11 protein-coding genes are annotated in these 20,804 nt (G+C 28.1%); all 11 read right to left on the bottom strand.

What is annotated here, in order from left to right:
- Window positions 1-101 precede the first annotated feature (101 nt).
- The 11 genes from EG57_RS0215150 to EG57_RS25510 all read right to left on the bottom strand — a co-directional run bounded on the left by EG57_RS0215150 (window position 102) and on the right by EG57_RS25510 (window position 20,741).
- Window positions 102-1,124, bottom strand: a complete 1,023-nt coding sequence (locus tag EG57_RS0215150) for an Rpn family recombination-promoting nuclease/putative transposase (RefSeq protein ID WP_032078022.1) — start codon at window positions 1,122-1,124, stop codon at window positions 102-104.
- 225 nt (window positions 1,125-1,349) lie between these two features.
- The gene (locus EG57_RS27305) at window positions 1,350-1,481 is read right to left on the bottom strand and encodes a hypothetical protein (RefSeq protein WP_278246481.1); all 132 of its coding nucleotides are present in this window, start codon (window positions 1,479-1,481) and stop codon (window positions 1,350-1,352) included.
- 42 nt (window positions 1,482-1,523) lie between these two features.
- Complete coding sequence (locus EG57_RS0215145; RefSeq protein ID WP_032078021.1) at window positions 1,524-2,873, bottom strand: restriction endonuclease subunit S; 1,350 nt, start codon at window positions 2,871-2,873, stop codon at window positions 1,524-1,526.
- 72 nt (window positions 2,874-2,945) lie between these two features.
- Entirely contained in the window at window positions 2,946-4,370 is a 1,425-nt protein-coding gene (locus EG57_RS0215140; protein ID WP_032078020.1) for a class I SAM-dependent DNA methyltransferase, read from the bottom strand.
- Window positions 4,371-4,372: 2 nt separating this feature from the next.
- Window positions 4,373-7,645: a type I restriction-modification system endonuclease gene (hsdR, locus tag EG57_RS0215135; RefSeq protein ID WP_032078019.1), complete on the bottom strand. Its 3,273-nt coding sequence runs from the start codon at window positions 7,643-7,645 to the stop codon at window positions 4,373-4,375.
- Between the two features lie 1,081 nt (window positions 7,646-8,726).
- Window positions 8,727-9,638 carry a hypothetical protein gene (locus EG57_RS0215130; protein ID WP_032078018.1) on the bottom strand — a complete coding sequence of 304 codons (912 nt, stop codon included), beginning with the start codon at window positions 9,636-9,638 and terminating at the stop codon, window positions 8,727-8,729.
- Between the two features lie 309 nt (window positions 9,639-9,947).
- The gene (locus tag EG57_RS0215125; protein ID WP_032078017.1) at window positions 9,948-11,054 is read right to left on the bottom strand and encodes a DUF262 domain-containing protein; all 1,107 of its coding nucleotides are present in this window, start codon (window positions 11,052-11,054) and stop codon (window positions 9,948-9,950) included.
- A gap of 11 nt (window positions 11,055-11,065) precedes the next feature.
- On the bottom strand, window positions 11,066-11,860 hold the full coding sequence (locus EG57_RS0215120; RefSeq protein WP_032078016.1) for an FRG domain-containing protein: 795 nt from the start codon (window positions 11,858-11,860) through the stop codon (window positions 11,066-11,068).
- A gap of 170 nt (window positions 11,861-12,030) precedes the next feature.
- Window positions 12,031-16,128, bottom strand: a complete 4,098-nt coding sequence (locus EG57_RS0215115; protein ID WP_032078015.1) for an NACHT domain-containing protein — start codon at window positions 16,126-16,128, stop codon at window positions 12,031-12,033.
- 226 nt (window positions 16,129-16,354) lie between these two features.
- On the bottom strand, window positions 16,355-18,049 hold the full coding sequence (locus EG57_RS0215110) for a restriction endonuclease-like protein (RefSeq protein WP_052037945.1): 1,695 nt from the start codon (window positions 18,047-18,049) through the stop codon (window positions 16,355-16,357).
- Entirely contained in the window at window positions 18,027-20,741 is a 2,715-nt protein-coding gene (locus EG57_RS25510) for an AAA family ATPase (protein WP_052037943.1), read from the bottom strand. Before EG57_RS25510 ends, EG57_RS0215110 begins: the two co-directional genes overlap by 23 nt.
- Between the last annotated feature and the right edge of the window lie 63 nt (window positions 20,742-20,804).

The raw sequence follows: 20,804 nt of genomic DNA, 5'->3' as shown, positions 1-20,804 counted from the left end.
TGTTGTCCTATCAACAAAGTTTGCTTCACTTTCAAGTTTTACATACCTAAAGTATTTGACAAAACTTGCCTAAGCTTGCTAAAATATCAATATAGAACACATTATATGATTTTAATAACTTCTTGTAAACTTTCTATATCTAAAATATTTTCAATAATGGAACTTAATTTATCACTATCTAATTTTTCTATTTTTTCCTTAAATACATCATCTAAACTTCCGAATTTTTTTGTAAGCAGCTTTAAGACTATTTCCGCATCTTTTTGCCTAGCTTTTTCTATTCCTTCTTCGATTCCTTTTTCCATTCCTTCTTCTCTAGTTTTTTGAAAAGTTTCCTTTATCGTTTTTGAAATATTAGAAGTCATACGATTAACCTCCTCTTTTTTTGCTATCAAAATATCTTCTATTTTTTCTCCTAATTTACCTTTCAGCTCATCACTTAAAGTTACTCTTAACCAATGTCTTAGCATCATTTTTTGTTCTTCTGTTAAGTTGTTGAAACCTATGGCTATATCCTTTACTCTACTTATAAACTCTTCAATATCAACCTTTTGATCTAATAAAAATACTGCTGATACTAAGTTTTTCAGTTCCATCAGCTCTTCTTTTTCATATTTATTTATGTCTATAAGTATATATTCAAAATCGATTATGTTATTTCCAAATAATTCGCTTTTATTCATAATGTTTTTAAATTTTTTCTCTACAGTCCACTTATACTCTCCATTATACAAAACCAATGGTACTATTGCTGGTAATCTAAAATCTTTACTTTTTACTTCTGCTTGTTTTGTATTTTTTAAAACTTCTCTCCATATTTCTGACATATACAAAAATAGTCTTATAGGCATACTATAATCAACATAGGACTGAAATTCCAGCAATATATAGAATATAACTTCTCTATCATCTATTGTTGCTTTATATACTATATCTGATTCTAACTCTTCATAATCTGAAAGTATATATGATTTGTTTACCAGTTCAATATTATCCTTTGTTATTTCTTTTATCCATGAACTTTCAACAAAGTTTTGTAGCATATCTATCAATAGCTCTTTATTTGAAAATAAGTCCTTATAACTCTTATCATGTATGTGATGTATTTCTTTCTTTATTCGCATTTTTATTCACCTATCATTTTTATAATGTAATAACTATTACTTATATTATAATCGAAATTCTCAAAGGCTGCACTAAGTTTCTCTTTTATTAATATCAAACCTTTTTTAATTTGTACTATGTCAAGAAAAGTACAAATTAAAATTAGAAAACTCCAAATATTTTCCATGCTTTAACTTGCAATTGACGAACTAAGTTTTTGAACAACAATAAAAATGTGGTAAATCTCACCACATTTTACTGAACTTTTTCATTATATTTTCTATTTTAGATGTCATTTCATCATAATCTTCTAATGTTATCTTATTATTGTACAATAAATCTATAGCTCTTAAAGTATCTTTTATAGCTATTTTCAACTCATTATATGCATGTTCAAATACGTTATATAAAAATATCTTCTATATATCTTTGCTTAATATTTCCTTCAACAACTCCAAAGCACTTTCATCCTCTTCTGAATTTGTTCCAAGCTCTCCTCTAAAAGCTTTTGCCAAAATTGATTTTTTTATTAATTCGATTTGATCTTCTAATTGAGTAAGTTCTTTGATTTTAGATTCTTCTTCTAAAAGCTTATCTAAAATTCTAACTATTTTTTTTTGTTCTTCTAATGTTGGAAGTGGAATCTCCAAGTTTCCAAGTATCTTTAGATTTATATTCTTTTGAGCTGTTGATGGAGCAAAATGTTCTAAATCTCTTTTAACTAAAGTTATAAAATAATATATGTATTTTGAATCAACATTTTCATTTGGCGTAAATCCAACTACACTATCAGGAAAACAGCAATCATAAGTTAATATTGCAACATCTCCTATGTTAGCTGCTATGGTAATACATAACGTATCTTTAGAAAATAACTTACTTTGATTTAGCCCGAATTCACTTAGTGTTTGCTTATGTTCAACAATATATCCATTTGAATTAGCTATATCACCTGTTTGAATAAATGGATATTTTCCATTAAATAAACGTTCATCATTTCTTGGTCTGTGCTTTGAACGCCCTCTTTCAAGTCTACCTAAATCATTAAACTTAATCCATTTCCAGTGAATTGGAATCATTACACTATTATGCGCTATCATCTTTTTTTTGTTTCCTGTTAAATCGCCAGATATGCCTTTATATATTATTGAGAATTTCCTCTTTTCAAATCCATCTCTAGCCTCTTCTATTAATTCCTTAGACTTATCTAATTTTTCAAAAATACTTTCTATTTTATCAACAATTCTTTGTTGTTCTTTTAATGGTGGAACTGGTATATTCAAGCTTTCAAATTCTTCTTTTCTTATAGATGGTGAATTGTCACCTTTCATCATTGATGTGAAATAGTTTATTGATTTTTCACTACATAACAAATAATACAAGTACTTACTGATTAACACTCCATTGCTTCTGCAAATATAAAATCCTGTTGATGCAATGCAATCTTTATATTCATCTGTTATTAATGCAATATTTCGTAAATATGGTCTTACTGTAGAGAATATAACATCGCCTTCTAATACTTCCCTACTCGCTCTACTTGGAGCTTCTTTTACTTTTATAATTTTAGGCTCTGCAACTCTTTGATTTTTATTATCAATTGCGTCAATATCTATATATTGAAAAAATTCATTTTTATTGCTTGGTTTTTTTGTAGTCATTGTTTTTAATAAACTCCCTAGTTTACTCCATATCCAATTCTCTGGCACTTCATAAGGCTCATCCTTAACAATAGCCTCTTCCAACGTTAATTGCTTCTTCTTAGCCATCCTCATGCCCTCCTTACTTTAAAATGAAACACCTCTTCTCTTCTTTCAGAGGTGTAAGTTCCCTTTACTAAATCAAAGATTTAGAGGATCACTTAAGCTTCTCAACTCTTTAATAACGCTCATAAGTAAGTCAGTTGCTTCTTCCAATTTTGCTACTGCTTCCTCCGCACTTTCTATTGGATCTGGCAGGTCTTCGTAATCTAAGATCGAATCATCTTTTATAAGTCCTAAATCTAAATTATTATTCTTTTCTATAATTTCTTCTCTAGTGAACTTATTCCATCTTTCATCTTTAACTTCTTCTCTATTTTCAGCTTTATATGCTTTTACAAAATCATCAAAATGTGATTTCTTTAAGGGGTTTGTCTTACCAAAGTTTTGCATGTTTGTCCTTAAGTCATAAAACCATACTTCTTTTGTATTATTCTTATCTGTAGTCCCTCTTGTAAAGAACAATACATTAGTTTTGACTCCTTGAGCATAGAAAATACCTGTTGGAAGTCTTAATATTGTGTGAAGATTACATTTATCCATTAAATCTTCTCTTATCTTTGTTCCATCACCTTCCTGGAATAAAACATTATCAGGTAATACTACTGCTGCTCTTGCTTTTCCATTTGGTTTTAAACTTCTATATATATGCTGCAGAAAATTTAATTGCTTATTTGAGGTCATGAAAGTCAAGTCATCTCTTGTAGCTCTTTCACCACCTTTTTTAGTTCCAAAGGGAGGGTTAGAAAGCACTACATCTAGACCTTTCATCTTCTTACCTTCATTAGTTAGTGTGTCTCCAAGTATGATATTTCCTTCAATATCATGAAGCATAGCATTCATAAGCGCCAATCTATGAGTTTCATGAACTAATTCACAGCCTGAAAATGCTTTAGTTCTTTGGAATTCCTGCAGGTCTGTATCTAAATCAAAATAATTATCATATTTTTGTTTTAAGTAGTGATCTGCTCCAATCATAAATCCAAAAGTTCCTGCTGCTGGGTCATTACATTTTTCACCTGGTTTTGGATCTATTAATTTAACCATTACATCTATTAATACTCTTGGCGTAAAATATTGTCCTGCACCTGATTTTTTTTCTGATGCATTTTTTTCTAAAAGTCCTTCATAAAGATTACCAAGTCCTTCTTCTTTAGCAGAATACCAGTCTAATCCATCTATAGTTGTAATTATTTTCTCTAAGTTCTTTGGTTCATCTATATTAGTAGCAGAACCTTGGTATATTTGCTGTACTGTACCTGTACTTTTTTCTCCTAAATGATTTAATAATTCTTTATAAAATTTCTTAAGTTCTATTCCACTCTTGGATTTTAAATCATCCCATCTATATTCGTCAGGAATTTTTCCTTCAGCTCCTGTTTCTTTTGCCATTTTTAAGAAAAGTATATAAGTTAATTCTGTTACATATTGGTGATAAGTTATTCCATCATCTCTTAGTACATTGCAAAGGTTCCAAAGTTTGCTTACTATCTCTTGTGTATTCATATCTAGCTAATCTCCTTATCTTCAAACATATATGTTTTTAATTTGTTTATTATATCTTCCAAGTTACCATTAAACATCTTTTCATTCAATCTGTCAAACCCACCGCTTTGAGCTTTAAAGCTTCCTGTATTTAATGTTTCTTTATCTATAACTACTTCCTTTAACATTACTTTTTCTATTCTAATTAGCCAATTTTCTTGAGGTTTTGTAAAATAATATTCTTTCTTTATTTTAGAAATTGCTCTTTTTACTCTTTCTTCATTGGATTCTAAAGGACTTCCCAGTGCCTGCTGCCTTATAAAAGCAATTATATCTGCTACTATTTCTTCATTATTTAAGTCTTTCCATGCAGTATTTAAGTATTCCTCATTAAAGCCTTTGTCATCTAATCTGGCTCTTAACTGTTTTAAAGATTGCTTTGTTAAATCTTGTGGTCTTGTGCAGACTACTTCTAAAGCTTGAATAGTGTTTTTATTTTCTTCAATATATTTTTTAAACTCACCTATATAATCTTCTGGCTTTTTACCTTTACCATATCCTCTTGTATGTGATATTACCCTATCTTTTTTATCAGAAACTATTATTATTTCTTCATTAGTATATTTTTCATCTAAATATTCTACCAAAGAATTATGGCTAATTATTTCTTTTGAAGCTTTTTCAGCATCAACACCTCTTAATTCCTTAATAAATTCTTCTGGTGTTTTATCATTACAAAGGCTTTTAAAAATCAATCTCTCATTTTCATCTATTAGTTTCTTTTTTCTTTGTAATTTTGCTATTACCTTATTAACTACAGCTTCTTTTTCTTCAATGCTTTCTGCTCTTTCTAAAGTTTCCTTTAATATTTTAAAGCTTGCTATTCCATTTGCAGCCACTGGCTTCATATTTGTCATATCTTTAAGAGCCTCATAAAGTCTAACACAGTCAAATATTTCAAAGTGTGTTTTTTGTATATCATCACATAATCTTGTAGCCCTGCCTAACATTTGTTCATAAAGTATTCTTGACTTTACTCTTCTTAAAAATACTATCTTATCAATTCTTGGAACATCAATTCCTGTAGATAATAAATCCACTGTAACTGCTACATTAGGATAATTTTCATTTTTGAATTTCTTAATAGCAAGATCTGGATCTTTTATGCTGCCTGTTATCTTTAAAATTGAATTATCATCAACTCCACCTATAGTTTCTTTGTAGATATCTTTTAATAATCTAACTATCATATCAGCATGAGCATCACTAGCTGCAAAAATTAAGGTTTTTCCTTTATCATTTTCAGGATCTATGTACTTTGCAACTTCTTCAAGAGCTGCCCTTGTATGAGCTTCTACAATTACTTTTTTATTAAACTGATCTATTTCAAAATCCATATTATCTTCCAGTTCTGCTCCATTAATAAGCTCGCCAGTAAATTTATTATATTTAGCAACTTTGTCACCCTTATTATAATGAACTCCATCTCTAGTAAGTTCAGTTTCTATAAGGTGAGGTGGTTCATGATCTACAAGATATCCATCAATAACTGCAGCTCTATAACTATAGTTATATACAGGATCTCCAAATATCATTGTTGTATGAAGGGCTGGTGTAGCTGTAAGTGCAACTTTAAAGGCATCAAAATACTCTATTACCTTTTTATATTTACTTAAGAAATCTCTATCATCTCTCCATTCAACTTCCACTTCCGTCATTTCTTTATCTAAGGTATATCCTCTGTGTGCTTCATCAATTATTATACAATCATAATCACCAACTGATGGAACATTTGTTTCATCTTCATTGTACATAATTCTTTTAACCATAGCTTGTACCGTTGCTACATGAATTTTAGTTTCTTTATCAATAAGCTTGTCGTCAAGACCATTAATATTGTAAATTTGATTTAAAGTCTTTAAATCTTCTATTTTTACTTCTGTAAATGTATCAAAAGCTTGATTTCCCAGTGACGTTCTGTCAACTAAAAATAGGATTCTTTTACATCTATTAGTTTTAATCAACCTATATATAAGACCTAATACTGTTCTCGTTTTTCCTGTGCCTGTAGCCATAGTTATTAAAGCTGATTTTTCCTTTCCTTCTGTAATAACCTTCTCTACAGCTTTTATTGCTTCAACTTGATAATCTCTAAGACCTATGCTGTTTTCTGATTTCAAAAATTCAAAGCTCAATTCATCTAAGCTCTTATTTGCTTCTTCAATATTCTCCTCAAGCATAGCTTCAAGCTTTTCTGGAGAATACCATCCTTGAAGAACTTTATCATTGTTTCTTGCATTTCTGCAATCTAAGAAATGAACACCACTTTTATCTTCAATTTCTTTTATATATTTTCTGCCATTAGCTGCAAATAAAAATGGTACTTTATAATCATTCCATTTAGAAATAACATAAGCCTCATGTTCTTCTTTTACTCCTACAGCATAATTTTTAGCTTCAATCATAGTTCCAGCTACATCTTTAGAATATTTTTTAGCTTCTATAAATCCAACTAATTTTTCTCCAATAAATAATGCATAATCAACTTTACCATTACCTTTTTCCTCTGAATAAGTAGGCCATTCAGCTATAGCTAAATTTTTACCTTTTTGAGGTCTTATCCCTTTTGAATATCTTATATTATTAGTATCAGCTTCCCATCCTGCTGATTTTAATTGATCATCAATAATTCTTCTCGTTTCAGCTTCACTAAGTTCAATTCTTCTACTAGCTCTTTTACCTTGTTCTCTGCGCTTTTCTAACTCTTCCTTATCTTTTTCCTGATCCTTTAAAGCATTGAGTTCATCTTCTAAAGCTTTATACTTTTCTTCATATTCTTTGGCTACGTCATTAACATTATCTTCATGCTCATTTTCATTTCCATCAGGCATAACAAATGCTTTAGGTTCAAAACTCCACTCTCCATAAGTCTGCATAAACCAAACAGCTAATTTAAATGTTAACTCCAATTGAACCTTTGCTTTTTCAACATTCTCAAATCCATTATGAGCTGCATCATTTCTTTTTATTCTAAGCATATGAAGTATATTATCAATATCTTCTGGAATCAAATCCTCCCTTTTTAATAGCTTTATTCTATTATTATGACTATTATCATGAGCTATTAAAGTAGTATCAATATCTTCCATTGAAAACATATATTGAACTACAATTTCACCAAACATACCACATTTTATAAATGTAGTATTTGAATCTATGTAAAGATTTCTTTCTGCTAATCTTCCTAGATTTTCTAGTATAGGCCATTTTTCTTTTAAGAATGTAAAGTTACTCATTTTACCACCCTTTTAAACCTTTTATATTTATTTATAATTTTTACTACTCTAATATCAACCCTAAATAGTAATATCTGATGCTTCTTTCAAGCATTCATTTTTCTTCACTTTAGTATGTCATACCCATTTCTAATAAATTTCTACATAATTTTCCATGATATTATTTTATTCCCTAATGGAAAAGAATTCAAGAGGATTTAGCAAATAGAAAAGGTTTTAATTAGTTCATTAATATTTCTACCTTAACTCTCCACTTTAAAATAGTAACATAATAAGTAGAAAGTGCATTCCCTTGTAATTAACTTTGCTCTATTCAATTAATACGAAACAAAAAAATTGATCCATTAGCAATCAAATTGTTAGCAACCACCAAGATCTCTTGCAAAATCTTATCTGAGCTTGCTAATCCATAATTAATCTCCTCTAAACTATAGCAAATTTTGCTTAACTACAATATTGGTATAATTTTGAGACTTTACACAAATATCTGTTCCTATTTTAAATTTTCCATCCCCTAAAAATATCTAAAAATATTAGTTTTTAAACATACTCTATTTACTTTTAAGTTAATTATTAAGATACAGCTTATTGGTGTACATGGTGACATGAAATTTGTAGTAAAGTTCCAACATCAAAATGTAGTTAAATTCCAATGTGACATATTCATGCATTTTGTTATCAAGCTTTTTAAAACTAAAGATTTATGCATTTTGAGATTGGAATTTACAATTGGTATTCGCATAGAAATTAATGATAAAGAAAAAAAGCAACTATCCCTCACAAGATTAATATGCTTTTCTTCTAATTAAATTTCTATTTAATTCATTGAGTAGCTCTAACTAAAACAAAATAAGTACTCTGTGAAAGTTACTGGTATCAAACATGAAATTTGAATTATCCACTTTTGTTCCAAAGATGATTAGTTTTGCCAATACTAATTTCTTATTTATATAATATCGAACTTTTCTCTATATATTTTTACTCAACTTTCCAAATTTACATTCCAGGCATATTTGTGAAAGCTTTCTGAAGTAGTTTCTTAAAAATTTTTGAGTTTGCTATACTAATGTCCATTCTTATATTAAACAAGAATGTCTTCTCTAATAAATTTTTCAATATAATCTATTTTATATTGAACTTTTTCCAAGTTTTGTGTGTACCTGTCATCAAAATTATAACTTTTATAATTTCCATTTTCTATCTCATACTTAACTCTTTCCCATTCTGTTTTTAGATACACTTCTGCATAAATTATAATAAGTTGTGATTTTAAATCAAAAAATTCATTAAATTTTAAAATCTCTTGCAAGTAAATTTCTTTAATTTCCAATCTACTATCTCCATGATTTTCAATTAACTGCTTCCACATATCATCATTAGCCCGAAACGCATGACCATCTGTTAAAATATAATAGTTTTCTAATTTTCTAAGTGACATTATCGTTTCTTGTATTTCTTCCTCAGTAACTGTTATTTTTGTGCTATATGGGCATATATTTTTAATCTCATCTTCCATATGCTTCAATTCTAAAATTCTATTAAGAGCAGAGATTTCATTTAAAATATTTTTATCTGCATTACCTAAATAATTTAGGTGAAGTTTAATCTGAGCTGTTTTTAATTTTATTTTTTGAAAACATTCATCGAACGATTCCTTTTCATTAGAATCGTATTTGTATACTTCATCAAGATATTCAGTAATATATTTTTTCATGGATTGCATCCACTCAACTCGATTATCTGAAATATATGTGTTAATCCTTGACTTTTGATTATCTAAACTTTCTAACTTTGAATTTGCCTCTTGAATATCATTACTTGCTTTGCTTATTTCTACTGATAACTCATGGTTCCTACTCTGCATTTCAATATTTTTATATGCAACTTTTCTGTTTGAAAAAAATAATATTATATTACCTATTGAACTAACAATTAATGTAGCTATAGCAACTATAGCAGCAATAATTGCGCTAATTTCTTGTGAATCAATCATTAAATTTCCTCCAAAATAGTATTTATATTTTTTCATTTTTAGCCAACATAATATATAAATACCTTAAAATCTTTATTTTAGGCATTATTTTATTACTAAAATAAATCATTATCATATAATAATGTCATATCCTATAGTATCAGAAAAATGATATTCCAGTTTATGTAACGCCCCCTAAGCGTGTTATTCATTTCACTTCTAAGCTTTGTAATGAGTCTGATTCCTTACAAAAAATAATTGAATATAATTACTTCTTTTTCAATCTATATTATTTTTTATTGCTTTTTCAAGTTATAATAATAATTTAAATCATACTTTTTCTTTAATCTCTAGAAAGTTTCTAACCATTTCATCAAGTGTTTCTTTTAATGCACTAGGTCGTGTATTCGAACCTTTAAAATCATTTTCTAAATATGAATTAGCTAAAGTATTTTTAATAGACTTAAAAATAAGTTCAAATTCACTATCTTTAATTATGTCAATTTCATTTTCAAGTAAATAATGTATAAAAGCTGATATAATCATTAATATGGGAATTTGTAGTTTGTAATTCTTACTTTCAACACCATATATTTCTTTTGAATAAGGATATTTTATGTTATATTTATCATATAGTCGCATTAAAAAGCCATTAATTTTATCGAATAATTTTTCAGTTTTTTCTATCAATTCTCCTTGATTTTCATACTTAGATGCAAAATCCATAAATGCATCTGCGTATTCAGGTGATGTTGAATAATTCTTGTTTAATCCAAAATATAGTATTGAAATCATAATGCATATTGATTCGTGGGCACTTTTATCTGCATACCTTTTCTTGCTAATATTATAGAATTCTCTATAATATTCATCATTAAAGAATAACTTTATTTTACTATTTAACCAAAGGTTAAATCTGCTAATATAAATAGTATGCCTTAATTCTTGTCTGCTTAATGGATGAGTACCTTTATTGTATCTTTTAAAAATTTCTATTTCCAAATCAGGATTATCTTGAACATGAATATTTTCAAACGTTAACTTAGATTGATATAATAATTTATTTTTCATTTCTATTGGAAGATCTTTAAATTTTTTATCATTTAATTCATTATATATTTCAAGTCCCTTAAGTGCAAATTGATTTTTTAAGAACCTATATACTGCTCTTAATCTATGTTGTCCATCGATAACATTTGCAACATATGGTATCTTCCTAGTATCAGACGAAAGATAAATAATAGGAATTGGAATATTCATAATAATAGATTCTATTAAAAGGCTTTCGTCCTGTTGAGTAAATTTATATTCTCTTTGATATTCAGGATCTAAATTTATCCCCCCCTCATCTTTTAAAGCACTATCTATCTCATCACATACTGTCTTCAATGCTTTAGTATCAGGTGTTGAATCAACTTTCCAATCTTTAAAATTCATATTAACCTCCATTAATTATTCTTGGCATATTCAAATTTTATATCTTTACATATGTAATCTAATTCTGGATATATATTTGAATACGTAATTCCTATTTCAAATAATTGTTTTTTTATTTCTCTTTTATTATTTTTATCTATGACTATTTTACATAAAATATTATCTGTACACTCCATTTCTTCTAATGGTTTAGCATTCAAGGGAAATAGAGTAAACGTTCCCTTTTGCGCATTTATTCTATCATTACTAGTTGGACAAATTAATGCAACTGGATATACAGGCTCTTCCAAATGTTTTCCTATTCCATACTTGTCTAACAACCCCATTTGAAAACTTTCATTTTGTTCTATTATATTTGGAATAACATTAAAGTCATCTATAAATCTAACTTTCTCATTTAATATAATTGGGTTAAGACACCAAACTACAGGATTATCTTCTTCTTCTTTATATCCAAATTCTTCATTTTCAACTGCAAAAAAAAGGGCTGATAAAGAACTTCGTGACCAATCTAATAATCTAGTTGGCAATCCATAATGTTGTGCTGTAGCCATCCATTCCCAATCATTTTGAGGTACAAAATTAAGACATGCTATTGCCCTAGATTTGAAAGTATTAATAAAAGATTTATCACATCTATTACTATAAATTCGATTCTTTGTATTGTAATCTTCTCTCAATAATGATGGTAGAAGTTTATGACGTATAAATGAATCCTGCCCTCTATAAAATATATATCCCTCATCTCTAATCTCTTTAATAAAATCTATGTACTCAGCTATTGAGCTTATATTTTCTATTCTCATAATTCCCCCTATAAAATATATTTACTAAGTAATTATTTTTACTTTTTTGTAAAAATAAAACCTATTATGTAATATAATACACCCTTATTTTATTTTCTTCAAATTTTTAAATCTAAGTTGTTGAATAATTATTTTCAAATAAAATATATTTTTGTTAACATTATTGATTTCTATTTTAGCGAAAAATCTAAAACAACTGTCTTAACCTGAACTTTATACTTTTTAGATAATTTCATAGCTTGTTCATTAAATTTTTTTTGTGCTTCTTCTAAAGAATACTTAGGTGCCCGTCTAGTATCTTTACCCAAGGACCATTGTGGGCAATTAAACCATCCAACAATATATAATCCGTAGTAACATTTTCTACCCAACATATATCTTTCAACTAACTGATTCTCCATTGAAGTATCTATTCCAGGATTCCAGCATCCTTTAACTTCAATATAAACTCTTAACGATTCATTATTTTTCACACCATTTTGTACGTCTACTTTTATATCTATTCTTTCACCTGGAATTCCTCCTTGATTATGAAAAACTTCCACTTCTCGATTAATAATTACTCCCCTATGTTGAAGATCATTACTTAAATATTTTTTTAATACATTACTTAAGGTTTCTTCATCTTTCGGTATTTTAATATCTTTATATATATTCCATAGTAATTCAACAAGTGGATTTTCTGATTGATTCATCTCTTTTTGAAATCTATTAAGTGAATCTTGTAAAGCAGATACTAACTGGTTTTCATTAGAAATAGGTTTAAAATTTACATTATCCATCATACTAAATATTACATCAGCACTTGGTGGCATCCATATTTCCCTAAAATAAGTCATACGTACTCTTTCCCATGAATCTTGGACATAGACACAATCCGGAATTTTTTTAATCAATCTAAATAAGTAAATACCACCTGATGTTCCTTTTTTATCCTCAAACACTCTCAGAATCATCCTTTTCCAATCATCTACAATAAATTTTCTGCATTTACCTAATTTCTTTTGATTCAAGTGAATAAAAACATACAATTGAAATAGTTCTTCAATATCCCACGTTTTTAAAAAATTAAATTCGTTACGATCTTGAGAATACCATCTTATGCAAACAATCATAAATTGTTTATCCACCCTATTTTTTGAAACTAAAATTGGAATAATCTTTTTTCTACCTCCATCTGATGATTTTTCTAAAACTGAGCAAACTACTATAACTGCTATTTTACATTTATAAATACTATCATATCTACAATCTATTAAGTTATTAAGATAGCCCTCAAATTTTATTTCATCGATTTCAACAAGTAATTTAAGCAAATCCATTCTTGATGTTGGAGTCATTTTTGTGCATTCTAATGTTTCAATTATAGAATTAAATAATAACTGATCTGCACATAACTTAATTCTTTCCTCTACTATAGCTCTACTTCCATACCATGCACCAAGCCTTCTATTTGAAACCATTTCTTTAAGCAATTGACTAATAACCTTCTTTGGTTCATATGCATATGCTAATTTAAAATAATCACTTCCATTTTTATAACTATCTGCATAAGAATCTATAATATAATTCATCATTTTTTTCCACATATTTTTATCCCAATTTTTTATAAAATCCTTATCATTTTCCCAAATTAATTGAATGGCATAAAATATTGGCTCCAAATTAGATTTTAGCGAATCAATTTTATAATCATTTGGATTAAATTCATATAAAAAATTTTTAGCTGAATTTATAGCTATTTTTCGGCCATCTTCATCTAATGATTTCCATCCAATACTATTGGATAAACTATACTCAAAAATTTCAATATAAACATTAATGTCCTGCAATAACTCATCTACAAAACTTAGCCAACATCTAGAAGCATTATCTTTCATATTAATAATAATTTCATCTAAATTCTCTTTAGATGACCTCTTATTGAACATGGATTCTTGAGATATCAACTTGTCATATTCTTTTTTTAATCTACATAGTTCAGGTATTAAAATTGGGATATCATTAATAGGATCTTTTATCAATAAAAGTTTTTCATATATAAATCTACAATACTGTGAATTAAACGATAATGTAGGATCAAATAAATAGACTACTAAATCTAATAACCACTTTCTGTAGACTTCATCTTCCTCGCACAGTATAAATGAAATTATGCTGTTTAAATCATTTTTGTTAACTAAACTTAATTTAGAATTTACTACATCCAATAAATTTACACTTTTTTTATAGTTCCATATACATTTAATTATTTTCATTCTTCTAATGAAAGCTAATTTAAAAGTACTTTCAAAATTATTATCAAAACTATTAGTAAATGAAGTTTTTTCTATTGGTGTACCGAATTTTTCAAATCTTTCGACAGCTAACTTTAACCATACCTTATTGATTTCTTCATAATCAATATGTTTCCAAGCATAAATCATAATAATATCCATAATGTTATTATGATTACTTTCCTTTTCACTCATAGTAAATTTGTGAAATTCATTCATTAGAACAATCAGATCATTTAAAGAAAGAATCTCTAATATTGAGGTTATCAAACCATACTCCTTTTCATCTGAGAAAGAACTTTTCTTAAAAAATTTTAATATACCATAAATATCAATATAATCATTATATAATTCTTTTAAAATGAAAATAGCCATTTCATCAGAGACATTATATAAAATTTTTAAACTTAGCTTTTTTTGGTTATCACTAGCTAACTTAAAAAATACATCTAAAGCCTCTCTCTCTAATCCATGAAAATCAAGTCCTCTTGCAAGATTTAAAATATCTTCTAACATTTCATAAAGTCTGCATTCATAAGCTATCCGTACAGCAATTTTTTTTGAAAAATCTGTTTTAAAATTATCTTTAATAAAATCAGTAAGCTGTTTAGCCAATCCCTCATAATTCAAATTTTTATAACATACCGAGTTACCATGCCTATAATAAGAACTACACGAATTATATTTATTTAATAATTTCTCAACCAAAAATTCTTTTCTTTCACTATCGACTTGTGAAATATCAGCCAAGCATAAGACATCTGGATCTCTTTCTGAAATTATATTAAATATATCTGGTAAAAAACTAGCTATCCAAGCAGTTGTATAATGCAATTGAGGAATTACCCTCTGGTTGTCATCTTCTGGTTGTAAAATTAAATTAATAATCTGTTCTGTTGAAAAATTATTCTCCTTTACAAACTTTGCCGCTAAATATTCAGCATATGATAAATGTGACCATGAATAAATATCTTGTTGTTTCTCTGTAAATAAAGCTGACCCTAAGACTTCTTCAATATCACTAATTGTATAAGCAAACCTATTAAAAGTCATACTAAGGAATTCATCAATTGATAACAATCCTTCTTCACTACAGTCTCCTCTTACAATAACGCTTTTATTACAAAACATTGTTATAGCTCCAAGCATCATAGCAATCTGCATGCGCTTATCAGTAGATACTTTTCCGCGTGTTACATCATTGCATTGTCGTTTAATATTTGTTTCGCTACATAGCTTTCTACAACCAACTTCATACAACTTAATCTTTGATGATGGCAAACTTTTTTTATTACTATCATACATTTTCAATAACATGTCTAAAGTAACAGGAGTGCTAGCTAATGCTTGAATTTGATTGTCAAAAACACTCTTTAAAAAATTTTCACCATCAAAGTTCCAACTTTTACACGCTATCACTATATCATTTGAACTTAATGGAGCTAGTTGAAAAACATCAAAATTTTCTTCACCAAACATTTCCTTCAATTCGGTTTCAAATACACTTGGAAATACACCTGTACGACATGCAATTCTAAGCTTTAACCGTGATAAATCAATTTTTTTAAAGTGTTCTATAAGAAGATCTACTAAAAGTCCCATATGAAGAAGTCCTTCATCTAAACTATCTAAAAATAGATATAATTGCTGTTCCCCATTAATCCAACTAATAAATTCAGAAGTTCGAAAAATTAACGAATTAAGCATACTATCATTTCCAGCAAGCCTAAGGTCAATATGTAAAATTTTATCATTACTTTCTAAAGTATTTTGAAATTCTTGAACAATTTCATTCATAACTGTTGATTTTCCTAGTCCAGCATCTCCTAATAGTACTACGCACTGCTTATCGCTAATTGAATTGTAGGTAACTACTCTATTTTTCTCAGAATTATATACTGTATTTATAACATTTAAGAATCCTTCTTTTAGAGGTACTTTTTCTCCTCTTTTATACCAATACCTTTTCCATTTATAATTATACTTTTTCATGGATTTATTAACCTCCATTTTCAATACTTTACTTAAATTTCAATAACATAGTAGTATAAAATTAATTATTTAACAGCCTTTGTAACTTACTCTATCTAAATTTTCTATTTAATATTTGAATAAATTAACAATGTCCTCTTAAATCACGTCTACTCTTATAGTTTTTCTTTATATTGTATGTAACATTAGAAACATATCCGATACTATTAACTTTTACTACATCTGCTTATCCAACAATCTCCCTCAAAAACTCTTCCATCAACTCCGTCCCCCTCGGCAAAAAAAGAATCCCCCCTATGCCCACAGTTTTTATACTCTTATATAATGGATGCTCTGAATACTCCACCTCATCCCCATAAGGAAACAGCACAAAAGCTCCAGCTACAACTTTTTCATATATTCCTGTTTCTTCATTTTTACGTACTATAGCATCTCTATACTTGTGCATGATATTAATATCTTCCTCTTTAGGTCCTGGAGTTTTATTGTGTTTTTCATAGCTGCTGCCTTTTACAGCTCTATCTAGCTTATATTTAGCATCAAATATGTAATTATATGTTGCTTTTTCACCTATTTTATCTATACATAAAACGTTATCAGGTTTTTGTCCTACAGTTTCTGCTGGCATTTTTGAATTATAAGAAAGGACAAATCTTTCACCATTTTCAGAATTTTCGTAAACCACCTTAGATTCCTTGCCTTTTTTCAGAGATACAAAAATTCCATTGTTATTTACTTTTACTGTTTCATTGGATATTAAATTATAGTGTTTTCTAAGTAATGCATTTATCTTTATAAAGCACCAGTACTCATAAAGCAGTGGAAGATCCTTTATATTAAGCTTAAATAATTGTCCCTTTAAGGTCAGCCCTTTTTGAAGCATCAAATAATATTTATAAACTTCCTTGTAACCTACCGCCATTTTAAAAACCATAGATGAATTTTCTCTAAATTCATATTCACCTACATTCTTTAAAAATGTGGAAGTCAAATAATTATTCATGATTCTTGTAAAGCCTTCCAGCTTTGAAATAAAGGAGTTATCTGGTGTTCTTCCAAGCTTCAAATAACTTTTTTTAAGTTCCTTAAGTTTAAATAAAATACTTTTAATTATAAACTTCAAAAATCTATTTTCATTAGTATCCAAAGTTATTTTCTTGCTTATCTGCAGAGCTTCTACAGGAAGAAACCTGTCCTTCTTTTTCACAAGTTTTTCTGGTCTCTTTTCCAGCCATTTTATGGTTTCACTAGTTACCTTCTTTAATTTATGATAAGGAACAATCTGTCCTTCATTAATCAGTGAATGATGTGGCATAGTTGTAATAACCTTTAATGCTTTTCTTAGCTTTTCAAAAATATAGTTTAAAATACTATAGTATTCACTTAAAGAATCTCCTTTGTGTTTAGTTAGTCCACTTAGAGAATAAGTTCTTTTAAGAAAATCAAAGGCTAAATTATAAATTTCTTCATTTACATCATTTCGAATAGCTGTGTAATCTTTTCTATAATCTATTTTTGTAGGAAATACTTCTACTGTTACAATAAGATAATCTCTTCCATTAATTCTTATTACTAAATCAGAATAACCTATTTCCCCTTTAAAAGTTATAATGCCGCTTAAGCTGCCACTTCTATTTTTAGTTATTTTGTTTCTTATATCTTTGTTTTCATGATGAAAGCTTAAATCTATATCTCTATCCTTCTTTTCTATTATCAATTCATAATTTTCATATTCAAAGAAATATGCTTTTTCCATACCAGTAATTTCTTCTTCTGAATAGCTTATTGAATATCCCCTGCTGTTTGTATCCTTTTCATCTATTTCATAGTTTCTATTTTTTCCTTTTATAGTGAAGTATATTTTATCAGTTTCAAAGCACAATAATTCTTCTTTTGATCTACCAGAAGGTTGTGAATCCATCTTTGTTAAACCTCCACAGCATCTTTAATATTTTCTCAGAAGATATAGGATATTTACATATACTCTTTTCTCTGCTACCATCTTTAAGCTCTTTTTTATCATCTCTTATATAATTCTTCATTTTCTTTAACGCTTCTTCATCTATATAATCAGTATTAAAGCTGCTTGTGTTCATATTGGAAAAACGTGTAAACAGTGTAAATAAGCATTGTTCTACTTCACTACTGCTGCCACTTATTCTAGGCAGTATCTTTTGCTTTATGGAGTAATCTAAAGCTTCATGGAAATCCATTATTCCTTCACTGACTGCATAAATTACATAAAAAACTATTTCATCCCTGACTCTATAGGCAAACTGCATTTCACATTGTTCTAAAATGCTATTTATTTCTATAAGTTCTCCTATAACCTTTTTAGCTGTATCCTTCTTTTCCCTACACTGTGATATCTTTATATATTCTGAAAGAATAAGCTTATTAGGATAAAGCTTAGATTGTATTTTAACTTTTTCTCTATCAAAATCATAATCTAAATTAACTTCATTAAATTCTATAGTATTTGCTCTATCCAGCACTTTTTTACTGAAAGGAAAGGTTGTTTCATCCATATTTACCGTACCAATTATATATAAATTTTCTGGTATATATAAATCTTCAAAGCTTTTTACTGCCTCTGTATCTCCAGCAAATAGCTCTCTTCTTATAAGCTTGTCTGTTTTTATTTCCCCATTTTCCTTATTTCTTGTTTCCATTATGGACAATATGTCACTGAAGTAATATTCAACTCTAGCTAAATTCATTTCATCCAAACATACAAAGTAAGCTATTTCCTTATGAGCTGCAGCTTTCTTGATTATATTTGTAAGTATTCCAGGCTGAAACTTTCCTTCTATATTTCTATACCCTATTAATTCCGATGCATCAGACCAATCTGGTCTTACTGGTATTAAATTATAAGTTTCATCCTCTCTTGAAGCTCCTAAAGCCTTAGCAAATAACTCCACCAATCTACTTTTGCCTGTTCCAGAAATTCCATATAAAATAACAAAAGGTTTAGTTTTTAATGACAGGTACAAATTTTTTATAATATCCTTGCTGTATTCATAACCTTCTGCTGTTATGTAATTATAAATGTATTCCACTACGTCCTTATTCTCAAAATTTGCTTTTTCCAAGCTGGAAAGTTTTTTTAATATTGCTTCTTCAATTTCATCAACTTCTTCAGCCTTTGTAGCTGCAGCTTCTTCCACATTATCTAAAAATTTTGAAGTACTGCTCCATAAAATATCGTTAATAAGCTTCTCCGCATTATTAAAACCACTTTCTGTTAACTCGCTAAATGCATTGCCACCTTTTGCATAACTGTTCTTTTCTTTTATATTTAAGTTAAATTGTTCTATATATAATGGATGGCTTAAAACACTAATCCATTTAACTCCTATTCTTTGCTTATATGTTCTTCTTTTTTCAGTTTTATCCATATCTGAACCATTATAAGCAAATTTACTTTCATCACCTTCTATGTAATATGTTTTTATTACTTCCCCCATTGCAATTATCTGCTGGGGTTTTGCATAAGCAATTATTTTATCACCAATGTCAATTTGTTTTAGTACATTTAATGCTCTACTTATGGAAGGAGTCCCATCCAGTTCTGGAATATAGCTAACAGCAGCACATTCATCTGAAAGACAATGCTGCCATACATTTGGATATTGATAAGAACTGTTATAGAGATAATATTTCTTTGAATTCATAGTTCCAAGACCTTTTTCCAAATAATATTTATTAAGCTTGTATTTTAATATATCAATAAGTTCTTCTTTATCCTCATCAGTAAGTTCATTCCACAACTCTTTATTAAAGCTTAAATACTCAACTTCATCTATATATTCCTTTAATATATAGCCTTTTTTGCTTATAACAGCATAAGGATTTTCATTCATTACATCTCTTACGGTCTTTATACTTAATTCTTCTATACTTTTTTGAATTCCAGAATCAGGGGTTTCTACAGCTAAACCTTGTTTATGCCTTTCAAAATAAATATCTTTAATATAAGAACAAATATCCTCATACACAGCTTTACCTTCAAAATCTGAAAGCTCTAATAATGCTATTAATAAAACCATTTTATAGGATTTTTGATAGTTCCCATTTGTATTTTCTTCTTTTGTTCCAATGTATTTAAAAAACTCTTCTTTCAATAATTTATTATTCTCTTCTAAATCTCCATTTTCCATGTTTTCTTCTTCATTAAATTGGTAGCCTTCATCAGCAATAAGCTTAACCTTAAAAGTATTCATTTTATCTGCTTTATAAAATTCTATGTATTCCTGTGGTTTTTCTATATCGGGATTTTCATTGTATTTAAATATGTACTTATAGCTTTTATTTAAAATTTCTTTTATGTAATTTTTAAGTTCTTTTCTAAAAAGGAATTGATATGTATCATCTCTTTTATCTGATTTTACATTTCTAAATAATGCTTTAAATTCCTTTTCATCAATTAAAAAAGTAACTACTTCACTTTCTCCTCTTTCCAAATGATCTCTATTTATAGCATCAAAATATTTATATACCTCATCTTTGGGTAATGTTGTACCGTGCCTAAAGATTGATTTATCTACTAGCTTTTTACCCAATATATCTTTCCCATTAACCTCTATCCATCCACCTGATCTGCCTTCCATGATTTCACCTGCCTACCAAATTTAATTATCACAGCCATATTAATTACTGTTTTTACATAAAAT

The organism is Clostridium drakei (assembly GCF_000633595.2).
Taxonomy (GTDB): Bacteria; Bacillota; Clostridia; order Clostridiales; family Clostridiaceae; genus Clostridium_AM; species Clostridium_AM drakei.
This window is presented reverse-complemented; position numbering and strand designations above follow the sequence as displayed.

Excerpts from the sequence above, each read along its gene's own strand:
- EG57_RS0215115 (WP_032078015.1), bottom strand. The coding sequence starts at position 16,128 with ATGAAAAAGTATAATTATAAATGGAAAAGGTATTGGTATAAAAGAGGA.
- hsdR (WP_032078019.1), bottom strand. The coding sequence starts at position 7,645 with ATGAGTAACTTTACATTCTTAAAAGAAAAATGGCCTATACTAGAAAAT.
- EG57_RS0215130 (WP_032078018.1), bottom strand. The coding sequence starts at position 9,638 with ATGATTGATTCACAAGAAATTAGCGCAATTATTGCTGCTATAGTTGCT.
- EG57_RS0215145 (WP_032078021.1), bottom strand. The coding sequence starts at position 2,873 with ATGGCTAAGAAGAAGCAATTAACGTTGGAAGAGGCTATTGTTAAGGAT.
- EG57_RS0215120 (WP_032078016.1), bottom strand. The coding sequence starts at position 11,860 with ATGAGAATAGAAAATATAAGCTCAATAGCTGAGTACATAGATTTTATT.
- EG57_RS0215140 (WP_032078020.1), bottom strand. The coding sequence starts at position 4,370 with ATGAATACACAAGAGATAGTAAGCAAACTTTGGAACCTTTGCAATGTA.
- EG57_RS0215150 (WP_032078022.1), bottom strand. The coding sequence starts at position 1,124 with ATGCGAATAAAGAAAGAAATACATCACATACATGATAAGAGTTATAAG.
- EG57_RS0215110 (WP_052037945.1), bottom strand. The coding sequence starts at position 18,049 with ATGGATTCACAACCTTCTGGTAGATCAAAAGAAGAATTATTGTGCTTT.
- EG57_RS0215125 (WP_032078017.1), bottom strand. The coding sequence starts at position 11,054 with ATGAATTTTAAAGATTGGAAAGTTGATTCAACACCTGATACTAAAGCA.
- EG57_RS25510 (WP_052037943.1), bottom strand. The coding sequence starts at position 20,741 with ATGGAAGGCAGATCAGGTGGATGGATAGAGGTTAATGGGAAAGATATA.